Origin of the sequence: Paraburkholderia sp. A1BS-2L (genome assembly GCF_051125205.1) — a bacterium.
Taxonomy (GTDB): Bacteria; Pseudomonadota; Gammaproteobacteria; order Burkholderiales; family Burkholderiaceae; genus Paraburkholderia.
In genome coordinates, this window is sequence record NZ_CP120428.1 from 1,935,658 (window position 1) to 1,959,727 (window position 24,070).

Annotated in this window: 17 protein-coding genes and 3 pseudogenes; 9 read left to right on the forward strand and 11 right to left on the reverse strand. The window is 64.9% G+C overall.

Annotated elements, in window-relative coordinates:
• Window positions 1-268: 268 nt before the first annotated feature.
• Window positions 269-2,095, reverse strand: a complete 1,827-nt coding sequence (gene typA / locus P5W98_RS08725; protein ID WP_421024192.1) for a translational GTPase TypA — start codon at window positions 2,093-2,095, stop codon at window positions 269-271.
• Window positions 2,096-2,442: 347 nt separating this feature from the next.
• Here typA and P5W98_RS08730 point away from each other — a divergent pair, with 347 nt between their 5' ends.
• The 4 genes and pseudogenes from P5W98_RS08730 (at window position 2,443) to P5W98_RS08745 (ending at window position 7,544) form a co-directional block, all read left to right on the forward strand.
• Window positions 2,443-2,949 (forward strand): MarR family winged helix-turn-helix transcriptional regulator, encoded by a 507-nt coding sequence (locus tag P5W98_RS08730; RefSeq protein WP_421024193.1) that lies wholly within the window; start codon window positions 2,443-2,445, stop codon window positions 2,947-2,949.
• 92 nt (window positions 2,950-3,041) lie between these two features.
• A complete protein-coding gene (locus P5W98_RS08735) occupies window positions 3,042-4,637 on the forward strand; it encodes an efflux transporter outer membrane subunit (protein ID WP_421024194.1) in 1,596 nt (531 codons plus the stop codon).
• Window positions 4,638-4,684: 47 nt separating this feature from the next.
• Window positions 4,685-5,932 carry an EmrA/EmrK family multidrug efflux transporter periplasmic adaptor subunit gene (locus tag P5W98_RS08740; RefSeq protein WP_421024195.1) on the forward strand — a complete coding sequence of 416 codons (1,248 nt, stop codon included), beginning with the start codon at window positions 4,685-4,687 and terminating at the stop codon, window positions 5,930-5,932.
• Between the two features lie 46 nt (window positions 5,933-5,978).
• Window positions 5,979-7,544: pseudogene (locus tag P5W98_RS08745) on the forward strand (DHA2 family efflux MFS transporter permease subunit).
• Window positions 7,545-7,683: 139 nt separating this feature from the next.
• Here P5W98_RS08745 and truB read toward each other — a convergent pair.
• The 9 genes and pseudogenes from truB to P5W98_RS08790 form a co-directional block, all read right to left on the reverse strand.
• Complete coding sequence (gene truB, locus P5W98_RS08750; RefSeq protein ID WP_421024197.1) at window positions 7,684-8,652, reverse strand: tRNA pseudouridine(55) synthase TruB; 969 nt, start codon at window positions 8,650-8,652, stop codon at window positions 7,684-7,686.
• A gap of 11 nt (window positions 8,653-8,663) precedes the next feature.
• A complete protein-coding gene (gene rbfA, locus P5W98_RS08755; RefSeq protein WP_035525933.1) occupies window positions 8,664-9,029 on the reverse strand; it encodes a 30S ribosome-binding factor RbfA in 366 nt (121 codons plus the stop codon).
• A gap of 72 nt (window positions 9,030-9,101) precedes the next feature.
• Complete coding sequence (gene infB / locus P5W98_RS08760; protein ID WP_421024198.1) at window positions 9,102-12,059, reverse strand: translation initiation factor IF-2; 2,958 nt, start codon at window positions 12,057-12,059, stop codon at window positions 9,102-9,104.
• 153 nt (window positions 12,060-12,212) lie between these two features.
• Window positions 12,213-13,688 (reverse strand): transcription termination factor NusA, encoded by a 1,476-nt coding sequence (nusA, locus tag P5W98_RS08765; protein ID WP_421024199.1) that lies wholly within the window; start codon window positions 13,686-13,688, stop codon window positions 12,213-12,215.
• Entirely contained in the window at window positions 13,685-14,143 is a 459-nt protein-coding gene (gene rimP, locus P5W98_RS08770) for a ribosome maturation factor RimP (RefSeq protein ID WP_035525925.1), read from the reverse strand. Before rimP ends, nusA begins: the two co-directional genes overlap by 4 nt.
• 394 nt (window positions 14,144-14,537) lie before the next feature.
• A complete protein-coding gene (gene rluB / locus P5W98_RS08775) occupies window positions 14,538-16,388 on the reverse strand; it encodes a 23S rRNA pseudouridine(2605) synthase RluB (protein WP_421024200.1) in 1,851 nt (616 codons plus the stop codon).
• 86 nt (window positions 16,389-16,474) lie between these two features.
• A pseudogene (gene scpB / locus P5W98_RS08780) lies at window positions 16,475-17,341 on the reverse strand (SMC-Scp complex subunit ScpB); the annotation flags it as partial.
• 361 nt (window positions 17,342-17,702) lie between these two features.
• Complete coding sequence (locus P5W98_RS08785) at window positions 17,703-18,869, reverse strand: pyridoxal phosphate-dependent aminotransferase (protein ID WP_421025223.1); 1,167 nt, start codon at window positions 18,867-18,869, stop codon at window positions 17,703-17,705.
• 219 nt (window positions 18,870-19,088) lie between these two features.
• Window positions 19,089-19,997, reverse strand: a complete 909-nt coding sequence (locus P5W98_RS08790) for a LysR family transcriptional regulator (RefSeq protein ID WP_421024201.1) — start codon at window positions 19,995-19,997, stop codon at window positions 19,089-19,091.
• A gap of 446 nt (window positions 19,998-20,443) precedes the next feature.
• On the opposite strand from P5W98_RS08790, the pseudogene P5W98_RS08795 reads away from it, so the two are divergent.
• A pseudogene (locus tag P5W98_RS08795) lies at window positions 20,444-20,839 on the forward strand (transposase); the annotation flags it as partial.
• A gap of 342 nt (window positions 20,840-21,181) precedes the next feature.
• Window positions 21,182-21,499, forward strand: a complete 318-nt coding sequence (locus tag P5W98_RS08800) for a hypothetical protein (protein WP_421024202.1) — start codon at window positions 21,182-21,184, stop codon at window positions 21,497-21,499.
• 177 nt (window positions 21,500-21,676) lie between these two features.
• On the opposite strand, the gene P5W98_RS08805 is transcribed toward P5W98_RS08800, so the two are convergent.
• A complete protein-coding gene (locus tag P5W98_RS08805; protein WP_421024203.1) occupies window positions 21,677-21,997 on the reverse strand; it encodes a hypothetical protein in 321 nt (106 codons plus the stop codon).
• Window positions 21,998-22,252: 255 nt separating this feature from the next.
• On the opposite strand from P5W98_RS08805, the gene P5W98_RS08810 reads away from it, so the two are divergent.
• The 3 genes from P5W98_RS08810 to P5W98_RS08820 all read left to right on the forward strand — a co-directional run bounded on the left by P5W98_RS08810 (window position 22,253) and on the right by P5W98_RS08820 (window position 23,932).
• Window positions 22,253-22,951, forward strand: coding sequence for a YdcF family protein (locus P5W98_RS08810; protein WP_421024204.1), 699 nt, complete (start codon window positions 22,253-22,255; stop codon window positions 22,949-22,951).
• A 179-nt stretch (window positions 22,952-23,130) separates the two neighbouring features.
• Window positions 23,131-23,373, forward strand: a complete 243-nt coding sequence (locus tag P5W98_RS08815) for a hypothetical protein (RefSeq protein ID WP_421024205.1) — start codon at window positions 23,131-23,133, stop codon at window positions 23,371-23,373.
• A gap of 298 nt (window positions 23,374-23,671) precedes the next feature.
• On the forward strand, window positions 23,672-23,932 hold the full coding sequence (locus P5W98_RS08820; RefSeq protein ID WP_035525906.1) for a hypothetical protein: 261 nt from the start codon (window positions 23,672-23,674) through the stop codon (window positions 23,930-23,932).
• Window positions 23,933-24,070: the final 138 nt, after the last annotated feature.

Consider the following 24,070-nt stretch of genomic DNA (forward strand, 5'->3'; position numbering starts at 1 on the left):
ACCGTTTAGCGGATTGCGAATCAAGTCTGCTTGGAAGGACCTAAATCATGCATCCGCGGAGGATATCACAGAAGTGATACCCGCCATAGATTGCAATGTGGCACGAACGCGCACGCAAACCCTTTGTAGACGGGCCTTTGCGGCATTCGCAACACACTCTTTACGCACTGCAACACAATTGTTGCGAGACGCAAAAAAGCCGCCCACAAAGAGGCGGCTTTTCTGGCTTCCAGCTTGCATTGCAGTGCGCAAAATTCAATAGCTGCGCTTATTCGGCAGCGGCCTCGCGGCTCGCGCGGCGACGCTCGTGCTCTTTCAGATGACGCTTGCGCAGACGAATCGACTGCGGCGTGACTTCCACGAGTTCGTCGTCGTCGATGAATTCGACTGCGTATTCGAGCGACATCTGGATCGGCGGCACGAGGCGCACGGCTTCGTCGGTGCCCGAGGCGCGCACGTTGGTGAGCTGCTTGCCCTTGATCGGGTTCACGACGAGGTCGTTGTCGCGGCTGTGAATGCCGATGATCATGCCTTCATAGAGCGCGTCGCCCGGCTTCACGAACATGCGGCCGCGGTCTTGCAGCTTCCACAGCGCGTAGGCGACGGCAGCGCCATCGTCCTGCGAGATCAGCACGCCGTTGCGGCGCTCGCCGAGCGAGCCTTCGCGAATCGGACCGTATTCGTCGAACACGTGGCTCATCAAGCCCGTGCCGCGCGTGAGCGTCATGAACTCGCCCTGGAAGCCGATCAGGCCACGGGCCGGAATCTTGTACTCGAGACGCGTGCGGCCGCGGCTGTCCGAAGCCATGTCGAGCATTTCGCCCTTGCGGCGGCCCAGCTCTTCCATCACGCCGCCCTGGTGGGTGTCTTCGACGTCGACGGTCAGCAGTTCGTACGGCTCCATCTTCACGCCGTCGACTTCATGCAGCACCACGCGCGGACGCGACACGGCCAGCTCGTAGCCTTCACGGCGCATGTTCTCGATCAGGATCGTGAGGTGCAGTTCGCCACGGCCCGACACTTCGAAGGTGGTTTCGTCGCCGGTGTCCTTCACGCGCAGCGCGACGTTGTGGTTCAGCTCCTTCGTGAGACGGTCGCGGATCTGGCGGCTCGTCACGAACTTGCCTTCGCGGCCCGCGAGCGGCGACGAGTTCACGAGGAAGTTCATCGTCAGCGTGGGCTCGTCCACCGTGATCATCGGCAGCGCTTCGGGGTTGTCGACCGCGCAGATCGTGGCGCCGATGCCGATGTCTTCGATGCCGTTGATCAGCACGATGTCGCCAGCTTCAGCCGACTCGACCTGCACGCGCTCGAGGCCGCTGAACGACAGCACCTGATTGATCTTGCGGTTCATCACCTCGCCTTCCGGGCCGAAGCGCAGCGCCACCGGCTGACCCGGCTTGATGCGGCCGCGCTTGATGCGGCCCACGCCGATACGGCCCACGTAGGTCGAATAATCGAGCGAGGTGATCTGGAGCTGGAGCGGACCATCCGGATCGGCGTCGCGCACCGGCACGTGTTCGAGAATCGCTTCGAACAGCGGGCGCATGTCGCCTTCGCGCGCATCGGCGGAAAGCGACGCGTAGCCGTTCAGGCCCGATGCATAGACCACCGGGAAGTCGAGCTGCTCTTCGGTCGCGCCGAGCTTGTCGAACAGATCGAAGGTCTGGTTGATCACCCAGTCGATACGCGCGCCCGGGCGGTCGATCTTGTTGACGACGACGATGGGCTTCAGGCCGAGCGCGAGCGCCTTCTTCGTGACGAAGCGCGTTTGCGGCATCGGGCCTTCGACGGCGTCGACGAGCAGCAGCACCGAGTCGACCATCGAGAGCACGCGTTCGACCTCGCCGCCGAAGTCGGCGTGGCCCGGGGTGTCGACGATGTTGATGTGGGTGCCTTCGTACTCGACCGCGCAGTTCTTCGCGAGAATCGTGATCCCGCGCTCTTTTTCGATGTCGTTCGAGTCCATGACACGTTCGGCGACCTGCTGGTTGTCACGGAAAGTGCCGGACTGGCGCAGCAGTTGGTCGACGAGCGTGGTCTTGCCGTGGTCGACGTGGGCAATGATGGCGATGTTGCGAAGGGCGCGGGACATAGGAACCTGGGTACTCAGTTGGGTGCGGCGCAAGAACTCGACAGCGGGCTCGCGCAACGGTTCTGCGCGCGCTCCGACACTCGGATCGGGCATTGCGAACAGACGTTGTGAATGACGCACTTTTGGGAACCTGAAATTATAGCACGTGCAGATGAATTGATCGTGCTCATACTCAGGAGGCCCTGGAAGGCACGGCCGGGGCGCATCGCGCCCGATTAAGACCTTGCCCGGCAAAGAAGACCTTGCCCGGCAAAGGTTTCTCTGCCCTGCCACAATAAACCCTTGCCGCGTCAACTAACGGCTCCTATAATCCATGCCTGGTCAATCATTGCAGCCGCAGCAGAAACATGACGGATCCGACTCCCACGCCGCCGCCCGAAGTGCGCGATTACGACTTCGGCGAAAGCGTTGGCTACCTCCTTTCGCGGGTGAAATCGACGATGTCGAACCTGATCACCCAGCGCACCGTCGCCGAACTCGGCGTGACGAGCCAGCAAGCCAGCGTGCTGTTCATGGTGGCGAGCGGCAAGTGCGTGCTGGCGGCTGAGCTCGCGCGCGAGTACGGCATCGACGCGAGCGCGGTGACCCGACTCGTCGACCGGCTCGAAAAGCGCGGCCTCCTCAAGCGCGTGCGCAGCTCCGAAGACCGCCGCGCCGTGCGCCTCGCACTCACGCCCGAGGGCGAAGCCATCGCGGCGCGCATGCCGGCCATCTTCACGAGCGTGACGAACAGGCTCTCGCAAGGTTTTACACCCGAGGAAATCGGTTTCCTCAAGAGCATGTTGCGGCGGGTTCTTGCCAATAGCTGCGAAGCTACGCAGAACACGGGACAGAACTCACCGCCCAATTCATGACAGGGCAAGTAAATTCGCGGCCGCAGCACGAAAAAATAGCTGCAATGTCCAGCTTTACCTCACTTTTTTCGACTCACTCCATGAGACGAGCAATGAAACCCGGTGTCCAGTTTCCCCAGTTTGCGTCAGCGCTCTCCTGCCGGGGGGCGATCGCCGCCGCGGTGGCGACGCTCGCGCTGGCGGGCTGCGCGAACTACTTCGGCGTCAAGAGCGACAAGACCATCGCGCAACCGCAACAGTTCGAGACCTCGCAGAGCATCCCGGCCGCAGGCGGCCAGTGGCCGACGCTCGACTGGGCGCAGCAGTTCGGCGACCCGCAGTTGCCCAAGCTCATCGCCGAGGCACTCGAGGGCAGCCCAACCATCGCACAGGCGCAGGCCCGCATCGCCAAGGCATCGTCGTATATCGAGACGTCGACGGCTGGGCTCTATCCGAAGGCCAACGCGAGTTATTCGTGGACCCGCCAGATCTTCACGGAGAACACGATCTTCCCGCCGCCCTACGGCGGCACCTGGTACAACGAGAACAACGCGCTCGCGAGCGCGTCGTGGGATCTGGATCTGTGGGGCAAGAACCGCCAGCGGCTCGCTCAGGCGGTGTCCGCCCAGCGCGCCGCCCAGGCCGACATGCAGCAGGCGCGCATCACGCTCGCTGCGTCGGTCGCCCGCACCTACAACCAGCTCGCGCAACTCTACGCGCTGCGCGACATCGCGGCGCGCGAGATCGACAACCGCAAGACCATCGGCACGATCACGAACGGCCGCGTGGCGGCGGGCCTCGACACCAACGTCGAGCGCCAGACCGCGAACGGCAACATCGCGACGAGCCAGGCAAACCTCACGCAAATCGACGGCCAGATCCAGAGCGTGCGCTACCAGTTGGGCGCGCTGCTCGGCAAGGGCCCGGACCGTGGCCTGCAGATCGCGCAGCCGGTGCTCAACCCGGTCGCCGACATGACCCTGCCCGGCAACCTGCCCGCCGATCTGCTGGCGCGCCGCCCGGACATCGTCGCCGCGCGCTGGCAAGTCGAAGCCGCCATGCACGACGTGAAGGAAGCCAAGGCCGAGTTCTATCCGGACGTGAACCTGAGCGCCGCGATCGGCCTCGACGCGTTCGGCTGGGGCCGTTTCCTGACCTTCTCGAGCCGCACGATGAACTTCGGCCCGGCCGTGCATCTGCCGATCTTCGACGCGGGCGCGCTGCGCGCACAGTTGAAGAGCCGCTACGCCGACTTCGACCTCGATGTGGCGAACTACAACCAGACGCTCATCAACGCGCTCCAGCAGGTGGCCACGCAGGTTTCGTCGATCCGCTCGGCGGACCAGCAGCTCGTCGACGCGCAGCACGCGCTCGACGCCTCGTCCAAGGCATACGAGCTCGCCGTGATCCGCTACAAGGCCGGGCTATCGGAGCAGCTCCAGGTGCTCAACGCCGACCAGAACCGCCTCGCAGCGGAACAAACCGTCTCGAACCTCAAGATGCAGCGCCGCGACCAGCAGATGGCGCTCATCACGGCGCTCGGCGGGGGCTTCGACGCGCACGACGCGGACCTCGTGCCGCCGGTCGAGATCGGCAGCGACGCCAAAAGTCAACGTGGTCAAAGCGACGTGAACGGCGGCCCGTGGAGCCGCACGTCCGTGCCGGCGCAGAACACCGCGGCCTCGGCAAGCGCGCCCGCCTCGAACTGAACACCCATAACTGAACGAACAGCACGCCAGAACCCGGAGATCCTTCCATGAGCACCCCCCAGCAACCGGCGGCCAATCCGCAGCCGAACGCGAACAACGGCAAGCGCAAGCGCATGATGACGCTGCTTGTGCTCGTGATCGTGATTGCAGCCATTGCCTACGGCCTCTATTACTTCCTCGTCGCGCGCTTCTCCGAGAGCACCGACGACGCCTACGTGAACGGCAACGTCGTGCAGATCACGCCGCAGGTGACGGGCACGGTGATCGCCGTGAACGCAGACGACACGCAAACGGTGAAGAGCGGCGACCCGCTCGTGCAGCTCGATCCCGCCGATTCGCGCATCGCGCTGCAACAGGCCGAGGCGAATCTCGGCCAGACGGTGCGCCAGGTGCGCGGCCTCTTCGCCGACGACAGCCAATACCAGGCGCAAGTCGCCGTGCGTCAGGCCGACCTTTCGCGCGCCCAGGACGATCTGCGCCGCCGCATGCAGGTCGCGCAGACGGGTGCCGTCTCGCAGGAAGAAATCTCGCACGCACGCGACACCGTGAAGAGCGCCCAGGCCGCGCTCGAGGCTGCGCAGCAGCAGCTCGCCGCGAACCGCGCGCTCACCGCGAACACCACCATCGCCAACCACCCGAACGTGATGGCCGCTGCCGCCAAGGTGCGCGACGCCTATCTGGCGAACGCGCGCAACACGCTGCCCGCACCAGTGACGGGCTACGTGGCGAAGCGCTCGGTGCAGGTGGGCCAGCGCGTCTCGCCGGGCACGCCGCTCATGTCGGTGGTGCCGCTGAACGCCGTGTGGGTGGACGCCAACTTCAAGGAAGTGCAGCTCAAGCACATGCGCATCGGCCAGCCGGTCGAGATGACGGCGGACGTGTACGGTTCGTCGGTGGTCTATCACGGCAAGGTGGTGGGCTTCTCGGCGGGCACTGGCTCGGCCTTCTCGCTGCTGCCCGCGCAGAACGCCACGGGCAACTGGATCAAGGTGGTTCAGCGCCTGCCGGTGCGCGTCGCGCTCGATCCGCAAGAGCTCAAGAAGCACCCGCTGCGCATCGGCCTGTCGATGCAGGTCGACGTCAACATCAAGGACGACACGGGCAGCCAGCTCGGCAACGCGCAGAACACGGTTTATCAGACCAGCGTGTTCGAGAAGTACGGCGACGAAGCCGATGCCGAAATCGCCCGCATCATCGCGGAAAACGCAGGCCAGAGTGCGGGGCAAAACGCCGGCAAGGCGCAGCTCTCGTCGGCGGGCAACGGCGCCGCGAAGCCCGCGGCCAGGGTGATGTAAGCGCGATACAGCAACGACCGCAACGACATCAACGAATAAGCACTCAATGGCAGCACAACAACCCGTAGTCCATCCGCCGTTGCAGGGCGCGCAACTCGTGATCGGCACCATCGCGGTGTCGCTCGCGGTGTTCATGAACGTGCTGGACACCTCGATCGCGAACGTGTCGATCCCGACGATCTCCGGCGACCTGGGGGTCGCCTCGGATCAGGGCACGTGGGTCATCACCTCGTTCGCGGTCGCCAACGCGATCTCCGTGCCGCTCACCGGATGGCTCACCGACCGCATTGGCTAGGTGCGCCTGTTCATGGCGTCGATCATCCTGTTCGTGATTTCGTCGTGGATGTGCGGCCTCTCGCCCAACCTGCCCTTCCTGCTAGCCTCGCGCGTGCTGCAAGGCGCCGTGGCCGGCCCGATGATCCCGCTCTCGCAAACGCTGCTGCTCGCGAGCTATCCGCGTGCGAAAGCGCCCATCGCGCTCTCGATGTGGTCGATGACCACGCTGATCGCGCCGGTGGCCGGCCCGATTCTCGGCGGCTGGATCTCGGACAACATCTCGTGGCCGTGGATCTTCTACGTCAACATCCCGGTGGGCATCATGGCTGCCATCGCCACGTGGGCGATCTTCCGCAACCGCGATTCGATCATCAAGAAGGCGCCCATCGACGGCGTGGGCCTGGGACTCCTGGTCGTCTGGGTCGGCTCGCTGCAGATCATGCTCGACAAGGGCAAGGATCTCGACTGGTTCGGGTCCACCACGATCGTCGCGCTCGCGCTCACGGCGGTGATCGCCTTCGCGTTCTTCGTGATCTGGGAGCTGACCGCCGATCACCCCGTGGTCGATCTTTCGCTCTTCGCAAGGCGCAACTTCACCGGCGCAACGATTGCGCTTTCGGTGGGCTACGGTCTTTATTTCGGCAATCTCGTGCTGCTGCCGCTGTGGCTGCAAACCACGCTGGGCTACACCGCAACCGATGCGGGCATCATCATGGCGCCCGTGGGCTTCTTCGCGATCATGCTCTCGCCGATCACCGGCCGCCTCCTGCCGCGCACCGACCCGCGCTATATCGCGACAGCGGCGTTCGTGGTGTTCGCGCTGTGCTTCTGGATGCGCTCTCAATACACGACCGGCGTGGACACCTGGGCGCTCACGGTGCCCACCTTGATCCAGGGCATCGGCATGGCAGGCCTCTTCATTCCGCTCGTCTCGATCACGCTCTCGGGTCTGCCCGGCAACCGCATTCCGGCGGCGTCGGGTCTGTCGAACTTCGTGCGGATCATGTGCGGCGGCATCGGCACCTCGATCTTCGAGACCGCGTGGGACCATCGCACGACGTTCCACCACGCGCGCCTCACCGAGCAGGCCACGCTGGCCAACCCGGTCTTCAATCAGTCGATGCAGCAGATGCAGAACGCGGCCGGGATCGATCCCGCGCAAGCACACGGGTTGTTCGACCGCATGGTCTCGCAGCAGGCCGCACAGCTCGGCGTGAACGACCTTTTCTGGATTTCGTCGGCGATCTTCATCGTGCTGATCGCGCTGATCTGGATCACGCGTCCCGAGCGCACCGGCGGCGGCGATGCGGGCGCGGCGGCCTCGGCGGCGCATTGAGCGCGTAGCGCGTGCGGTGACTCCGGCACGCGCGCTCCAGCAGCAAAAACGGCACGTCCGGTTCAACACCGGCGTGCCGCTTCTTCATGTTTCTTCATTTCCGCAGCGCCGCTTTGCATCGAGCGCAGCGCGACTCGACTCAAGCGGCCCCGCTGACCACCAGCCGCTCCGGCGCGAGCACGCCATTAGCCGCCTTCGCCACGCCTAGCAAGCCCCCTGCTTCCCCATACACGCGCACGCGCTCGGCCGCTTCGCACGCCGCGCGGTCGAGCACGAGTTCGTTGAGCGGCAAGCGCTGGCCATGCGCGAAGCGGCGCGATGCCTCGGCGCTCAGCGTCACGGCCGGAAACGTGGAAAGCAGCGCGTCCACGGGTTGCAGCCACGCGTCGCGCCCGGGTTCATCGGCGGCCGTGAGCGCATCCAGCGTCACCGCATGCTCGAGCGTGAGTGCACCCACGCCAGTACGCCGCAGCATCACGAGATGCGCGCCGCAGCCGAGCGCCTCGCCGATGTCCTCGGCAAGCGTGCGCACATATGTGCCCTTGCTGCACGTCACGCGAAACGTGACCTCGGGAACCGCCAGCAGCGCGCACGCGATCATCTCCAGCGAGTGGATCGTCACGTGGCGCCCTTCGCGCTCGACCGTCTGGCCGGCACGCGCGTACTCGTAGAGCGGCTTGCCGTCACGCTTGAGCGCCGAGTACATCGGCGGCACCTGCACGATGTCGCCGGCGAACTTCGCCATCGCTTCGCGCACGGCGGCCTCGTCGCAACGCACCTCGCGCGTCTCGACGGCCTCGCCTTCGGCATCGCCCGTCGCCGTGCGCACGCCGAGGCGCATGGTGGCCTCGTAGGTCTTGTCGGCGTCGAGCAGGTCCTGCGAAAACTTGGTCGCTTCGCCAAAACACAACGGCAGCAAGCCCGAAGCAAGCGGATCGAGCGTGCCGGTATGGCCCGCCTTCTTCACGCGAAACAGACGCTTGGCGCGGATCAGCGCGTCGTTGCTGGACAGGCCGATCGGCTTGTCCAGCAGAAGCACGCCATCGAGCAGTCGGCGCGGCACCTTGGGACGAGGCTCGCCTTGAGAATTCCTGGATGATGCAGTCATGCGTGGCAGCGTCAGTCGTCCTTCGCGCGCGTTGCGTTCGCCTCGTCGATGAGACGCGACATCTCGACACCCTTTTCGATCGACTGGTCGTAATGGAAATGCAGCGTCGGCACCGTGTGGATATGCAGTCGCTTGAACAGTTGGTTATGCAGATGGCCCGCAGCGTGATTGAGCGCTTCCTGGGTGGTCTTCGGATCGCCCGTGAGCGTCGTGAAGTAGACCTTCGCGTGAGCATAGTCAGGCGTGAGCTCCACGCTCTGGATCGTCACGAGCCCCACGCGCGGATCCTTCACTTCGCGCATCAGCTCGGAGAGGTCGCGCTGGATCTGGTCGGCAATCTGCACGTTGCGATTCGGGGAGGTACGTTTTTTCGGCATGATGATTCCAAAAACAAAACGGGCGGGGCTGGCCAGCGCCTGCCCCGCCCGTTATCGGCTAGCGCCGCTGGATTACAGCGTACGCGCGACTTCGGTGATCTCGAACACTTCGAACTGGTCGCCTTCGACGATGTCGTTGAAGTTCTTGATCGACATACCGCACTCGAAGCCTTGCTTGACTTCCTTGACGTCGTCCTTGAAGCGCTTGAGCGAGTCGAGTTCGCCGGTGTGGATGACCACGTTGTTGCGCAGCACGCGCACCGACGACGAACGCTTGACGATACCGTCCGTGACCATACAGCCCGCCACCGCGCCGACCTTCGGCACCTTGAAGACCTGACGCACTTCGACCATGCCGGTGATGACTTCGCGCTTCTCCGGCGCCAGCATGCCCGACATGGCTGCCTTCACCTCATCCACAGCGTCATAGATGATGTTGTAGTAGCGGATGTCCACGCCGTTGGTCTCGGCCAGCTTGCGCGCCAGTGCGTCAGCACGCGTATTGAAGCCGATGATGACCGCCTTCGAAGCCGTCGCGAGGTTGACGTCGCTTTCGCTGATACCACCCACGGCGGCGTGCACGATCTGCACCCGCACTTCGCTCGTCGAGAGCTTGAGGAGCGCGTGAACCAGCGCTTCCTGCGAGCCCTGCACGTCGGCCTTGACGATGAGCGGCAGGTTCTGCACTTCGCCTTCGCCCATCTGCTCGAGCATGTTCTCGAGCTTGGCGGCCTGCTGCTTCGCGAGCTTGACGTCGCGGAACTTGCCTTGACGGAACAGCGCGATTTCGCGCGCCTTGCGCTCGTCGGGCAGCACGATGACTTCTTCGCCGGCGCCCGGAACTTCCGAGAGACCCTGGATTTCGACCGGAATCGACGGACCCGCTTCCTTCGTGGGCTTGCCGGTTTCGTCGAGCATGGCGCGCACGCGGCCGTAAGCCGTGCCTGCGAGCACCACGTCGCCGCGATTGAGCGTACCCGACTGCACGAGCACGGTCGCCACCGGGCCCTTGCCCTTGTCGAGCTTCGCTTCGATCACGAGACCCTTGGCGGGCGCCACGACCGGCGCCGTGAGTTCCAGCACTTCGGCTTGCAGCAGCACGTTTTCGAGCAGCTCGTCGATGCCCGTGCCGGTCTTGGCCGACACCGGCACGAACGGCGAGTCGCCGCCGTACTCTTCCGGCACGACGCCTTCGGCCACGAGTTCCTGCTTCACGCGCTCGGGGTTCGCATCGGGCTTGTCGATCTTGTTGATCGCCACCACGAGCGGCACACCCGCAGCCTTCGCGTGCGAAATCGCTTCCTTCGTTTGCGGCATCACGCCGTCGTCGGCTGCGACCACCAGAATGACGATGTCGGTTGCCTTCGCACCGCGTGCACGCATGGCCGTGAAGGCCTCGTGACCCGGCGTGTCGAGGAACGTGATCACGCCGCGCGGCGTTTCCACGTGGTAAGCGCCGATGTGCTGCGTAATGCCGCCCGCTTCGCCCGCTGCAACCTTGGCGCGGCGGATGTAGTCGAGCAGCGAGGTCTTGCCATGGTCGACGTGACCCATGACGGTGACGACCGGCGGACGCGGCAGTTGCTCGACGTCGGTGGCCTCCTGGCCTTCGACCAGCAGCGCTTCCGGATCGTCGAGCTTCGCGGCGACCGCACGGTGGCCGAGTTCCTCGACGATGATCATCGCCGTTTCCTGGTCGAGCATCTGGTTGATGGTGACCATCTGGCCCATCTTCATCATCACCTTGATGACTTCCGATGCCTTCACGGACATCTTGTGCGCGAGGTCGGCAACCGTGATGGTTTCCGGCACGTGCACTTCACGCACGATCGGCTCGGTCGGCGCCTGGAACGTCGACGCGTTGTCCTGGTGACGGCCACGGCCCTTCGGGCCGCCGCGCCAGCCGCGGTCCACGCCGCCCGACGAATCGCCGCGCGTCTTGATCCCGCGACGCTTGGCGGCGTCGTCCTGCCAGCCGCCCTTGCCTGCGCCCGGCTTCTTGTTGCGGTCGCCCGCGCCGGCGCCCGGCGCGTTCGCCGAGGGCGCCGCCGCAGCGGCGGGCTTCTTCGCGCCAGCCGATGCACCCGCGGCCGGGCGCGCCTGGCCTTCCGGACGCGCCGGCTTGTGTAGCGTACCCTTGGCCTCGGCGGGCTTGGGCGGCTCGGCGGGCTTGGGCGGCTCGACCGCCTTCACCTGCGCCTTGCGCGGCGTGTTCATCATTTCGCGGATCGCGCGCGCTTCGGCTTCTGCAGCCGCGCGGCGGCGCGCGATCTCGTCCTGTTCCTTCTGCGCCTTTTCGGCGGCCTCGCGTGCGGCGGCCTCGGCCTTCTGGGCCGCTTCGCGCTGCGCTGCGCGCTCGGCTGCGGCGCGCTGCTCGTCTTGCTGATCTTGTTGCTGCTTCACTTCCTTGGTCGCTTCGCTTTCTGCGGTGCGTTGCGCAGCCACGGCCTGCGCGGCCAGCTCGCGCGCGACGGCATCGGCGGCCGCCTTCTTCGACGCGGCTTCTTCCTCTGCGCGGCGGCGCTCCGCCTCGGCAGCCTCTTCGCGTGCGCGGCGCTCGGCCTCTTCGCGTGCGAGAAGCTCCTGGCGCTCCTTGAGCTCCTGAGCCTGACGCTCGAGCAGCTCGGCCTCGCGGCGTGCTTCCTCTTCGCGGCGCTGCAGCTCCGCCTCTTCGGCGGCAGCGGCTGCGTCGGCGGCATGATTCGATGCCTCCACCTCACCGGCGGATTCGTCGCGGCGGACGAAAGTGCGCTTCTTGCGCACCTCGACCTGAATGGTGCGAGCCTTACCCGTCGCATCGGACTGCTTGATTTCCGACGTATGCCGTTTCGTCAGCGTGATCTTGCGCTTGTCCGCGTCGGTCGAGCCGTGCGACTTGCGCAAGTGGTCGAGCAGACGCGCCTTGTCGGTCTCCGACAAGACATCGCTCTCGTTCGCTTTCTGCACGCCCGCCGCCTGCAGCTGCTCCAGCAGCACGCCTGCAGGCATTTTCAGTTCCGCGGCAAATTGGGCTACGTTGTTACTCGCCATTCATTCCTCTTAATGCAAGGACCGATTCCTTGCGGTTGACATCGTTTCATGCGGCCTTGGGTGCCAAGCCTTGCAAGGCCCCGCCGCGATCAGTTCAGTGGGTCATGGTCGCTTCCTGCTCGTCGCGCCCGGGTTCCATGCCTGTTGCCAGGCTTACTGGAACCAGTGCTCACGTGCCTTCATGATCAACGCCTTGGCGGCGTCCTCTTCCATTCCCGTCATTTCGACCAGCTCGTCCACGGCCAGCTCAGCGAGCTCGTCGCGGGTGTGAACCTCATGCTGCGCGAGCTTCGCGAGCAGGTCCGGGTCCATGCCGTCAAGACTCTTCAAGTCCAGCGCGGCGCTTTCCACCTTCTCCTCGTTCGCGATGGCCTGCGTAAGCAGCGCATCGCGCGCGCGGTTGCGCAACTCGTGCACGGTGTCCTCGTCGAACGCCTCGATTTCCAGCATTTCGTTGAGCGGCACATAGGCGATCTCTTCGAGGCTCGTGAAACCCTCGTCGATCAGGATGTCGGCGACTTCCTCGTCCACATCGAGACGCGCCATGAACAGGTCGCGCAGCACCGTGCGCTCCTGATTCTGCTTCTGCGCGGATTCGTCCGGCGTCATGATGTTGATTTGCCAGCCGGTCAGCTCGCTGGCAAGACGCACGTTCTGGCCGCTGCGGCCGATCGCGACCGCGAGTTCGCTCTCGTCGACCACGACGTCCATCGAGTGTTTTTCCTCGTCGACGACGATCGACTGCACGGCTGCCGGCGCGAGCGCGCCGATTACGAACTGGGCGGGATCCTCCGACCATAGCACGATGTCGACGTTTTCGCCACCGAGCTCGTTGCGCACGGCCTGCACGCGCGAACCGCGAATGCCGACGCAGGTGCCGATCGGATCGATGCGCTTGTCATAGGCCACCACGCCGATCTTGGCGCGCACGCCAGGGTCGCGCGCCGCGGCCTTGATCTCGAGAAGGCCCTGCTCGATTTCCGGCACTTCCATCTCGAACAGCTTCATCAGGAACTCGGGTGCGGTGCGCGAGAGTTCGATCTGCGGGCCGCGCGCGGTACGGTCGATCTTGCCGATCCAGGCGCGCACGCGGTCGCCCACGCGCAGGTTTTCCTTCGGAATCAGTTGGTCGCGGCGCAGCAGCGCTTCGACACGGCCCGACTCGACGATGAAATTGCCCTTGTCCATGCGCTTGACCGTGCCGGTCATGATGCTTTCGCCGCGCTCGAGGAAGTCGTTCAGGATCTGTTCGCGCTCGGCGTCACGCACCTTCTGCAGGATGACCTGCTTGGCCGCCTGCGCGCCGATGCGGCCGAACTCGACCGAAGGCACGGACTGCTCGATGAACTCGTCGATCTGCGCTTCGGGGTTCTGCTCGCGGGCTTCGAACAGCAGGATTTCCTGGTCCGGCTCCTGCAGGCCCGCCTCGTCCGGCACGACACGCCAGCGGCGATACGTTTCGTGCTCGCCGCTTTCGCGGTCGATATGCACGCGGATATCCGCATCCTCGTCGAAGAGTTTCTTGGAGGCCGACGCAAGCGCCGCTTCAAGGGCGGCGAACACCACGTCCTTGTCGACATTCTTCTCGCGTGCCAGCGCATCCACCAGCATCAACACTTCGCGACTCATTGTTTGCGGCTCCTAAAGTCAACTTTGGGGATAAGGCGTGCCTTGTCGATGTCCGCGAGCGTGAAATCGAGCATCGCGGGACCCGCCTTCCCTTCGAATTCCAGACCAACGGTCTCGCCTTCCGGGGCATGCACGATGCCGCGGTACGTTTTCCGTCCGTCCAATGGCTTTTTCAACGTGATAACCGCTTCGCAGCCCGCGAAGCGTTCGAAGTCCGCCAGTTTCTTCAGCGGACGGTCGAGGCCGGGCGACGAGACTTCGAGGCGCTCGTAGTCGATGTTCTCGACCGTCAGAACGTGCTGCAGCTGACGCGTGACCTTCTCGCAGTCCTCGATCGCGATACCCGCGGGCTGATCGATGTAGATGGTCAGCATGCCGCGCCCGGTGCGCTCGAGGTCGACCAGCTCGTAGCCGAGCCCGGTGACCGTGGTTTCAATCAGTTCCGTCAGTTGCACTATGCCTGCTCCAGATGTTCGCGCAGCGAGCCGGCAACTTCCAGTGATTCGGGATTCGCGGGCCGCGCGCCAGATGAGCGCGCGCTCTTGCACCTACTTGCACACTGCCCCACGATGACGACCGCCCAAGGCCGGATCCTGCGCCGACGATGCTTTTAGAGCATCCGGATAACTTTTAAAGCATCCAATTCGGGCGGACCAAAAAAAAATGGGCGAAACGCCCATCTTCTCACTTAGCCAGGTGGTCGCACCTGGGGCGCAAATAAAAGCCGCACGCCCAGCGACTCCGAGATTGTAGCCCTTTTATGGCTTTAACGCAAACTTGGACACACCCGTGGAGCCCCCCGCGACCTGTACATGACGCGAGGGTCTCACTCCCGTTCCGACGCCCGCGTCAATGCCCGCGCGTGCGGTTGCGCGGCGCACCGCGCTGGCCGCCCGTGCGATTGCCGCTGGCCGCGCGGTTGCCGTTCGTATTGGCGTTGCCGCCGGGCCCACGGCGATTGCCGCCGCTGCCGCCATTGCTGTTCGCATTGGCGCCCGCGCGCTTGCCCGCCGCGCTGGGTGCACGGTTACCGTCGACGTCACGCGTGCCGGGGCGGCCATTGCCGCGATTCCCGCCGCGATTTCCTCCTGCTCCGCCAAAACCGCCGCCGAAGTTGCCCAGCGCACTGCCGAATCCCCCCTGCGCCGCGCCGCGCCGGCCCTGGCCTTGCCCCTGACGCGACTGGCGCGGTTGGCCCATCGCGCCGTGCGAACTCAACACCGGCTCGCGGTTGATGAAGCCCATCGAGGTTTGCATCGGATCAGGCTGACGACGCTCCGGCTCCTTGCCGCGGCCGCCCTTCTCCTCGGTCGGCGCCTTCAGGCCGACCGCCGCCATCAGGCTGCGCACCTGGTTGTCCTCGAGCTCTTCCCAGCGGCCGCGCTTGAGGCCCTTGGGCAGCGCGATCGGGCCGTGACGCGTGCGGATCAGGCGGCTCACCATCAGACCGACCGCCTCGAACATGCGGCGCACCTCGCGGTTACGGCCTTCGGCCAGCGCGACGTGATACCAGTGATTCGTGCCCTCCCCGCCACCGTCTCGGATGCGCAGGAAGTTTGCCGGGCCGTCGTCGAGTTCGATGCCCTTGAGCAGCTTCTGACGATTGCCTTCGGTGAGTTCGCCCACCACACGCACCGCGTACTCGCGCTCCACGCTGTAGCGCGGGTGCATGAAACGGTTTGCGAGATCGCCCGAGGTCGTGAGCATCAACAGACCTTCGGTGTTGAAGTCGAGACGGCCCACGGCCAGCCACTTCGCCGTTTTCATCGACGGCAGGCGATCGAACACCGACGGACGGCCTTCCGGATCGGCGTGGCTCACGATTTCGCCGGTGGGCTTGTGATAGAGCAGCACGCGCGGCGGCTTGTTCGGCAGCTTGCGCTTGATCGGCTTGCCGTTGATGCGGACCTGGTCGGTGGGCAGAATGCGCTGGCCGATGTGCGCGGGCTCGCCGTTCACCGATACGCGCCCGGCAATAATCAACTCTTCCATGTCACGGCGCGAGCCCATGCCCGCGTCCGCCAGCACCTTGTGCAGCTTCGGCGCGTCGTCGTCCGGGCTCAGCACGCGCTTGGGCTGGACGCGGCCACGGCGCAGCATCGGCGCACGCACGCCGCTGCCCGCGCCGTTATCGGCGTCGAAGGCCGGCGAAGTCACATAGAGGAACAGGTCGTCCTGCGCGTCCCCGGTCGCAGCGGCAGGCGTCTCCGCGCGGCCCTTGCCGCCCTTGCCCTGCTTGCCGCCCTTGCCTTCGGCTGCACCGCGCGCGCCCTGCTTGCCGGCTTGCGCGGGCTTTGCCTGCCCGGCGGCAGCGGCGTCGCGGCGGCCTTCACGTTGCCCTTCACGACCGCCCTCGCGGCCACCCTTCTTCGCGCCCGCATCCTTGCGTGGCTTGCGCGCCTGTGCAGCGACGGCGCCGTCTTGCGGCGCATCCGTCACGACCGGCGCAGCAACGTCCGACGCGGACTCGGCCGACACTGCCGCGCCTTCGCCGACCTTGGCCTTCGCGCCCGCGCGGCGGCGCGCGATCAAGCTGCGCGGACCGCGGCGCAAACCTCGGCGGGGACGGTCCTCGCCCCCGGCTTCGCCTGCCGGAGCAACGTCGCCGTGGTCGGCGCGCGTGTCGTCGTCGCGCGCAGAAGACGCGCGACGCGCGGATTCGGGCGCGTCGGTCGAATCGATGTCGTGGATATCAGTCAAAACAACCTCGAAATGTCAGGTTGCGCGCCCGCACGCAATGACTTGCGGAGGGCGCGTCAAAAATGTTTATTGCGTCAGACGCTGCGTCGAGCGGCTTCGTCGTCCGTCGTCGAGACGGGATCGTCCTGTGCCGCGTCGCTGCGGCCCTGGTGTGCTTCTTCAGGCGCGCCGGCCATGTGCCGGGCGGACTCGGTTTCCTGCGCGTCCGCGCGGGATTCGCCGTGTCCGACTTGCTCGCCGGAACGGTCCGCATGCACGGCATCCTGCGCGCCCGCATCAGCCATGCCCAGCGCAGGCGCGAGCGCTTTCTGTCCGGCATCCGCATCGACCGTCGCCGGCGCTTCAGCGCTTTCCGGCACGCCCGCAGCAACCAGTTGCGCGGCTTCGCTGTCCGGGAATTCGATCGCGTGCTGAGCCAGCAATTGCTCGCCCAACTGGCTCGATGGGTCGTCGAGCGGCGGCAGTTCCTCCAGCGACTTCAGCCCGAGGTCGTCCAGAAACTGACGCGTCGTGGCGTAAAGCGCGGGGCGGCCCGGCACGTCCCGGTGGCCGATCACCTCGATCCAGTTGCGGTCCTCGAGCTGCTTGACGACCTGCGTGTTGACCGTCACCCCGCGAATTTCTTCGATATCGCCGCGCGTGACCGGTTGCCGGTACGCGATGATCGCGAGCGTTTCGAGCACGGCGCGCGAATAGCGCGGCGGCTTCTCGGGATGCAGGCGGTCGAGATAGGTGCGCATGGCCGGCTTGCTCTGAAAGCGCCAGCCGGATGCGAGGCCCACCAGTTCCACGCCGCGCCCGGACCATTCGCTGCGCAGGTCTTCGAGCAGGTTACGGACAGTGTCAGCCGAGATGTCGTCGGCAAACAGTTTGCGCAGATCGCCGATTTTCAGCGGCTCCTGCGTGCAGATCAATGCAGTCTCGAGGACGATTTTCGCCTCTTGGGTATTCATGCAGCCAGGTCAGACCCTAAGTAAGGTAAATCAGGTTCATGGAACCGGATCAGACAGACGAAAGACGATATGGAACTGGAGACGCGCTCGCCCGATTCTGATCGGTCATATTGATGGGAGCACGCACCGGGGGGCCGTTATACAACATATGCACAGTCAAAGTGCCAGACCCAGCCGGACGGAGCAGCGAAATTCCCGCAGGGAATCGCGTGACTGAACGCCATCTTACGCAAAAACGCCGGGGGCGTAAAGACGGCTTCAGAGTTGCTTTCGTCTGCTTGAATCCGCCCTGAATCCGCTTCGGCAACCGGCAATGCGCCTTGCATGGCACGCGCCTCGCCCCATCGTTGCGGCGCGCCGTTCAGCGCGCCTGGCGGCTAGCAAGAAAGTGCGACAAGCGCTCTACGCCAGTATCGAGCCGGGCCGGATCGCACGCGTAGCACCAGCGCACAAAGCCCTCGCCTTGCGGGCCGAATGCACTGCCGGGCGCGAGCCCGAGCCCTGCCTCGCGCACCAGCGCCTTGCACAATTCAAGGCTCTTTTGCGCACCCTCTAGCCTGAAAAACAGGTACATCGCGCCATGCGGGACTTTCACGTCGACGCCCGGCAACCCGGCTAGCGCCGCCGCGAGGTGGTCGCGCGACACGCGCAGATCGGCGACGAGCGAACGCGTAAACGCCTCGCCCTGCTCGAGCGCGGTCACGCCCGCCTGCTGCACGAACGACGGCGCGCACGACGTGTTGTACTCGACCAGCTTGCCGAGGTCGTCCATGAGCTCGCGCGGCGCAACCATCCAACCCAGCCGCCAGCCCGTCATGAGCCAGGCTTTCGAGAATGAATTGACGCAAATCAATCGCTCGTCGCGCGACGCCAGATCGAGGAACGACGGCGCCGTGCGTTCGCCGGCCTCGCCGTAATAGAGCCGTTCATAGACTTCATCGGCGACGATCCAGATGCCGTGACGGCGGCAATGCGCAAGAACGGCGTGCTGCTCGTCGCGCGACATCACCCAGCCGGTCGGATTGTTGGGCGAGTTGATCATGAGCATCTTCGTGCCAGGCGTGAGCGCCTTCAGGAGCCCCTCGAGATCGAGCGTCCAGCCCCGCTCGCCATAGCCGAGCGCGACCGTCTCGACGCTCGCGCCGAGAATCTTCGGAATCTCGACGAGGTTGGGCCAAAGCGGCGTCACCGCAACCACGCGGTCGCCCGCACCCACCACGAGTTGCGCGGCGAGCATCAACGCATTCACGCCGGCGCTCGTCACCGCGACGTTTTCCATCGGTGTCGCGCCGTGCAGCTCGCTCACGTAGCGCGCGAGCGCTTCGCGCAGCGGGGCGATGCCGAGATTGTGCGTGTAGAACGTTTCTCCGCGCGCGAGCGCACCCGCGGCGGCGTCGCGGATGAAGGCCGGCGTTACACGATCCGATTCGCCGAACCAGAACGGCAGGACATCGGCGACACCAAAGCCCGCGTTCGCCACCTCCCGGATCTGCGACGAGCGCAGCGCCCTGACCGCTTCTCGCGCCATGGCTTGAGCGCCGACGCCGGTTCCGGCAATCGGCGCGGCGGTGGCATCGGGCAAGGAAATGGCAGACGAAGACAGATCGAGATCGCGCATCGAAGCTTCCAGGGAGGCAGGGGATCGGTGGATCGGGGAATTCGCGTTTGCTTGCGCTCGTCAGTGTAGCGCGCACAACCGCTTGACGAAGACGATGCTGCCCGGCCCGCACAGCGCTGCTCCGACCCATCAGGCGCCGCGCATCTCCTCGGGGCCCGCGTCCCGTTCGCGAATCAGCGCCCACACGGCCTCGGCAGCGGGCGAGAGCGAGCGGTCGCGCCGACGCACAAGCTCGACGGTGCGTTCGGCGCGCGGCACGAGCGAGCGCGCGACCAGCGACGAGCCCGCCGGCACCGGCAGCGCGAACTTCGGCAGCACGCTCACGCCTACCCCGGCCTCCACGAGACCGAATGCCGTCGAAGGATGCCCCAGCTCCTGCACCACGCGCGCGCTCACGCCCTGCTCCCTGAACACCGCGTCGATCAGCGGGCGGCTGCCCGAAGCGTGGTCCAGCAGCACGAGCGCTTCACCGTTGAGCGAGCGCCACGCCACCTGCTTCTCGCGCGCGAGCGCATGGTCGACGCGCACCACCACGCAGAACGAGTCGGTAGTCAGCAGCTCGGTTTCGAGATCCTCCGCCGCAAACGGCCCGATGACCACCCCGAAATCCACTTCACCCGAGCGTACCTTGCGCAGCACGTCGCTCTGCACATCGTCGCGCAGGCCGAGCGTCACATAGGGGAACTGCTTCCCGCACGCAGCGACGACTTCGGGCATCAGCCGGCACGCGACCGTCGGGCTCGCCGCTACGACGACACGGCCACGCCGCTGCTCGCCGATCTCACGAATCTCGCGCAGCGCGTCGTCCAGATCGCCGATCAGACGCGGAATGCTCGCGATCAGATTGGCGCCGACATCGGTGAGCTGAACCTCGCGCGTGGTGCGATCGACGAGCTTCACGCCCATCTCCGCTTCGAGTTCGCGCACGCAGCGGCTGACCGCGGACTGCGTGAGCCCGATTTCATCGCCCGCCCTGCTGAAGCTCTGCAAGCGCGCCACCTCGATGAACACGCGCAATTGCCGCAAAGTTACGTTCATCCCATTACCTCATGAATTCTTCCATTTCATGCAATTTTATGAGGGAAGGTCACCACGTTATAGCGGCAATGTCCAGTCCCGAACGCTCACAGCCTTCCGCAACTATTTCGCCGCAATGCAACAATCCGGCGCAAACGCACGCCGGACGGGCCTGTCTGCACAAGATTGGTGATTGTCCCGATTTCCCGATGATGCGTTTTCGAGTCTCATACGGCCCTGGCAAGCACCCGCACGGGCTTGATACCACGCGGCTTCGAGACAAAAACGTGTGCGCTGGCACGCTTCTCGCTTTAAGGCACGTACAGGATCGCAGGACGGTCCGCGGCTTTTCGAGATTGGTCCGTCCAACCGATTCCGCCTGGTACTCCGCCAGCCGGCCGGAAGTACATGAAGAGTGCGCAGCGCGGGGCAGCGCACCGGAGATAGCTTCGCTGAGGTGATACATGATGCTGTTCGACGATTTGAGAGACAACGAGTGGGCGCTGGTCGAGGTGTTGTTCTGTGCGGAACCCGCACGGAGCGAGCGGCGCGGACGGCCTCGCGTCGAAGCGCGTGCTGTGGTCAATGCAGTGCTTTGGGTCCTTTCGACGGGTGAAGGCTGGTCCAAGCTGCCGGGCCGCTACCCCTCGCCGCCCACCTGCCGGCGCCGCTTCGACGAATGGCAGGCCGACGGCACGCTTGCCGAAATCGTGAAGCGTCTAAGCACGAGCGGCCGCGAAATCTCGCTGCGCGGACGCATTGGCGCGACGGCCACGAAACCGCCTGCACCGCCGAGCCGCGACCGCCTGCGCGGCGCATTCTGGACCAATCCGGAGTCGTGGCGCGCGCCGGTCAAGATGGCCTGAGCCTCTGCCGCACAAGTACGAAACCTGCACTTTTTCAGCACTTTCTCCCGCCGGGCGCCACGCCGCCCGGCATCCTGACCTCCGCGGCACACGCCGCGGCCCCTTTCGTGGCATCCCACGCCGGCGAGTTCTGCGCCCCCCCCATTCGCCTTTCGCGTGTTGCTCCCACCGTAGTACGCACTCACCCCTGATTCGTCATTGCACCTCTTTGTCGTGCAACGCTGGGGTCGATGTGTGCGAAACATCTATTTACTAATATTTACAGCGTGCTTTCGCAGGGAACATTAGCTTAGAGGCATGTCTACAAACGTCAACTACCCGTATTGACGGGAGGTTTCCATGAAATCCATGACTCTCCTGAACCAGGGCTTCATGGTTTCGTTCTGCGCCTTGGCACTCCTTGCGCTTCTGTCACTTTCGCCCTCGCTCGCGTCCTTGCTGGCAGCTGACGCTACAGCCAAGCCGCCGCACGCTGGCGCGCCGCACGTGTCTGTGGCGCGCGCCGGCACGCATTCGTGGGGACTTGCCGAGAAGCCTCGCGCCAAAGGCGCGGCACAAGCCGTTCCGCGCGGCAATCTGCGTGGCGACATCGCCGATAACGCGCGCCGCAGCGCAGCACCTCGCCCGGATCGGACGGACACATCGCGCAATCCTTAGTCGCGCCCCGCATAAAGGCGCAAGATCATGCGGCCGTGCGCCCTCGCGTCGTCGTGAAGATGAAGGGAACCACCACGCCCGAAGCCGGTCTACTCATTGCCATTAAGCACAGCGTGGCAGCAGTAATTCCGGTAAGCCCGTATCTTTCGATACGGGCTTTTTTTTGCGGGGCGGCTATCAGTCGGTCTGGTCTGCTTCGTCGGAAGACTGCACGACCGCATCGGCCACATAATCGGCCATGCGCTGCTCGATCCAGTTCAGGGAGCGTTCGTCACGGGAGAGGCGCGCGAATTCGGCGCGGCCGCGCTCGGTCAGTACAGCGATATCGACCGGCGCATGAAAGCCAGGAGCGGGGGCAACGGTGCGCTGCCTGACGGTGTCCATGAACCCCAGGTTGCGCAGGTATTGAAAGACTTCCGGGCGTCGCGCCCACGGGACCTGCCGATACTGCACCCGCCGCAACGCTTCGAGTACTGCTTCGTTGGAATACGTGGTCATCTCACTTCTTTCTTAAAATGCAGTCCTGCGGCCATCCCGCCTGCTGCGGCGCAATGCCGGCGGGGCTGCAACGGCTGCACGATGCGCGGCCAGGCGCCCTGCCGTTTCCGAGCGCCGTGGCAAGGACTGCAGGTTATTCGGGGCCCCGAAAAAGTGTGGCGCCGCTGCGCTCGACACGAATCAACCCGAAAACAATACGGTACCTCATTCAAATTGATTCTATTCGGAATATTTGCGCTATTTTTTGCGCTGTTCATGTTGTGGCGTGGCGCCCGTCGGCCCATCGCGGTCATTGCCGTCATCCTTTTCTGGCTGCTCGGATCGGGGTGGCTGGCCAAACCGCTCGTCGATCTTGCCCAGCCCCCGAACTATCGCACTCCCTATGATCCGGCAACGACGCCCGCTTCCGCGTTCGGTCCACGCACGACGATCGTGATGCTAGGCGGCGGCACGAACGTGCGCACCGACGGCACACTCGTGCCCAAACACGACGTCTACGCGCGCATTGCGATGGCTGCGGCGCTGCAAGCACGCTGCCTCGCGGCCGGTGGCGTGTGCAAGGTGATCGTGAGCGGCGGCAACCCGCAGCATCACGCTGCCAGCGAAGCCGATACCTACGCCCCGTTGCTATTGCGAGCAGGTGTCGCGAAAAGCGACCTCGTGCTGGAGAACCGCAGCCTCACGACCTGGGAGAACGCGCGCAACGTTGCGCCGATCGTGCACGCCCAGCGCGCGGATACGCTCTTCGTCGTAACCTCGGCTTACCACATGTCGCGCGCGATGCTGGACTTCCATCGCTTTCAAATGCGTCCCGTGCCGGCGGTATCCGACGTGCGCCACGTGTGCACCGGCATGTGGCCGCGCCGAGCCAATTTGCGCGACGCAGAAACGGCGTTGCACGAATTGATCGGCATTGCGCAGTTCCATGTGTACAGGATGCTCGGCTGGTTCTAGATCACGCCTGATGGCTAACACGCGACAAGATCCACCGGGATATGTAAAGATATGTAACAGGCACGCGCACGCCTTATGCGATGTCATCTGGAACGAGTATTCAATCGTTAGAATGGCATGCCAATCCTGCTTGAGCAGGCACAGGCTGGGTCCATAAACCGCTCCTTCGGAGGTTAGTGATGAAAAAAGTGTCCCTCGCAGTCCTGATTTCGCTTTCCGCCCTCACGGGCGCTGCCTATGCGCAAACGGAAAATGGCGTCACCATGAGCACTGATCCGGCCAAGGCCGCCGACGTCGAGCAGCGTGCGCAAGATCTGCAGGCGAAGCAGCAAGCCGCCGCCGAAGCACCGGCCCCGATGCCCGCAAAACATCACAAAAAAGGCAGCAGCCACCACAAGGCTCCGGCCAAGGCTGCACAGTAAAGGTCGCACATCAGCCCTCGTGGCCGTGCAGGGCGCGCACAGCGCGTATGCCCCCGCCGCCGCTTTCACGGCCTGCCTCGGGGAGCCTGCTCAACATTGCGGCGCCGTAATGCATAGCGACAACTGCACTGCGCCATGCCGAACGAGCCGATGCCAGTCCCCTGGCATCGGCTTTTTTCTTGTCCGTGCCTGACACCGAGGCGCCCATGCACCCGCAAGTCGCTTCGCGCGGTATGCTAAAGTCGCGCACCCCGGATTCCCCCACCTGTTTGTGCGCGACTCGCGCGGAGAAACATTCATGAGTAACATCCAGCTCGACATCGAATGGACTGAAGCGGCATCCCGCAAGATCGAAAAACTGATGCCGCGCAGCAAAGATGGCGACGCCTTCCTTGCGCTGCCCCCCATCGAATGCCTGCCGATGGAAGGCGACGTTCTGTTCCTGGGCCCGCAGGGCAAGCAACAGCCGTTCATCGTCGCCGAACGTCAGTACCACCACGAGGGCGACGCCGACTGGACCATCATCCTGATTCTCGATGTGCCCGGCACGGCTCACTAATTGCTCATCAAAGTGGGCTCATTGAGCGAGGACCGCGCGGCGCCCTAGCCGCGCAGCGAGCCCGCCCTCGAGCCGCGGCCGCCCTTCCCGCAGCTCCATGACGCGGCTCGGCAGCCTGGCAAGCATAATTTGCCGATA

Coding starts and splice junctions, on each gene's coding strand:
- P5W98_RS08805 (WP_421024203.1), bottom strand. CDS start 21,997: ATGACCACGTATTCCAACGAAGCAGTACTCGAAGCGTTGCGGCGGGTG.
- infB (WP_421024198.1), bottom strand. CDS start 12,059: ATGGCGAGTAACAACGTAGCCCAATTTGCCGCGGAACTGAAAATGCCT.
- P5W98_RS08800 (WP_421024202.1), top strand. CDS start 21,182: ATGAAATCCATGACTCTCCTGAACCAGGGCTTCATGGTTTCGTTCTGC.
- rbfA (WP_035525933.1), bottom strand. CDS start 9,029: ATGCCGAAAAAACGTACCTCCCCGAATCGCAACGTGCAGATTGCCGAC.
- P5W98_RS08785 (WP_421025223.1), bottom strand. CDS start 18,869: ATGGCGCGAGAAGCGGTCAGGGCGCTGCGCTCGTCGCAGATCCGGGAG.
- P5W98_RS08790 (WP_421024201.1), bottom strand. CDS start 19,997: ATGAACGTAACTTTGCGGCAATTGCGCGTGTTCATCGAGGTGGCGCGC.
- P5W98_RS08740 (WP_421024195.1), top strand. CDS start 4,685: ATGAGCACCCCCCAGCAACCGGCGGCCAATCCGCAGCCGAACGCGAAC.
- typA (WP_421024192.1), bottom strand. CDS start 2,095: ATGTCCCGCGCCCTTCGCAACATCGCCATCATTGCCCACGTCGACCAC.
- P5W98_RS08810 (WP_421024204.1), top strand. CDS start 22,253: ATGTTGTGGCGTGGCGCCCGTCGGCCCATCGCGGTCATTGCCGTCATC.
- nusA (WP_421024199.1), bottom strand. CDS start 13,688: ATGAGTCGCGAAGTGTTGATGCTGGTGGATGCGCTGGCACGCGAGAAG.
- P5W98_RS08820 (WP_035525906.1), top strand. CDS start 23,672: ATGAGTAACATCCAGCTCGACATCGAATGGACTGAAGCGGCATCCCGC.
- P5W98_RS08815 (WP_421024205.1), top strand. CDS start 23,131: ATGAAAAAAGTGTCCCTCGCAGTCCTGATTTCGCTTTCCGCCCTCACG.
- truB (WP_421024197.1), bottom strand. CDS start 8,652: ATGACTGCATCATCCAGGAATTCTCAAGGCGAGCCTCGTCCCAAGGTG.
- P5W98_RS08735 (WP_421024194.1), top strand. CDS start 3,042: ATGAAACCCGGTGTCCAGTTTCCCCAGTTTGCGTCAGCGCTCTCCTGC.
- P5W98_RS08730 (WP_421024193.1), top strand. CDS start 2,443: ATGACGGATCCGACTCCCACGCCGCCGCCCGAAGTGCGCGATTACGAC.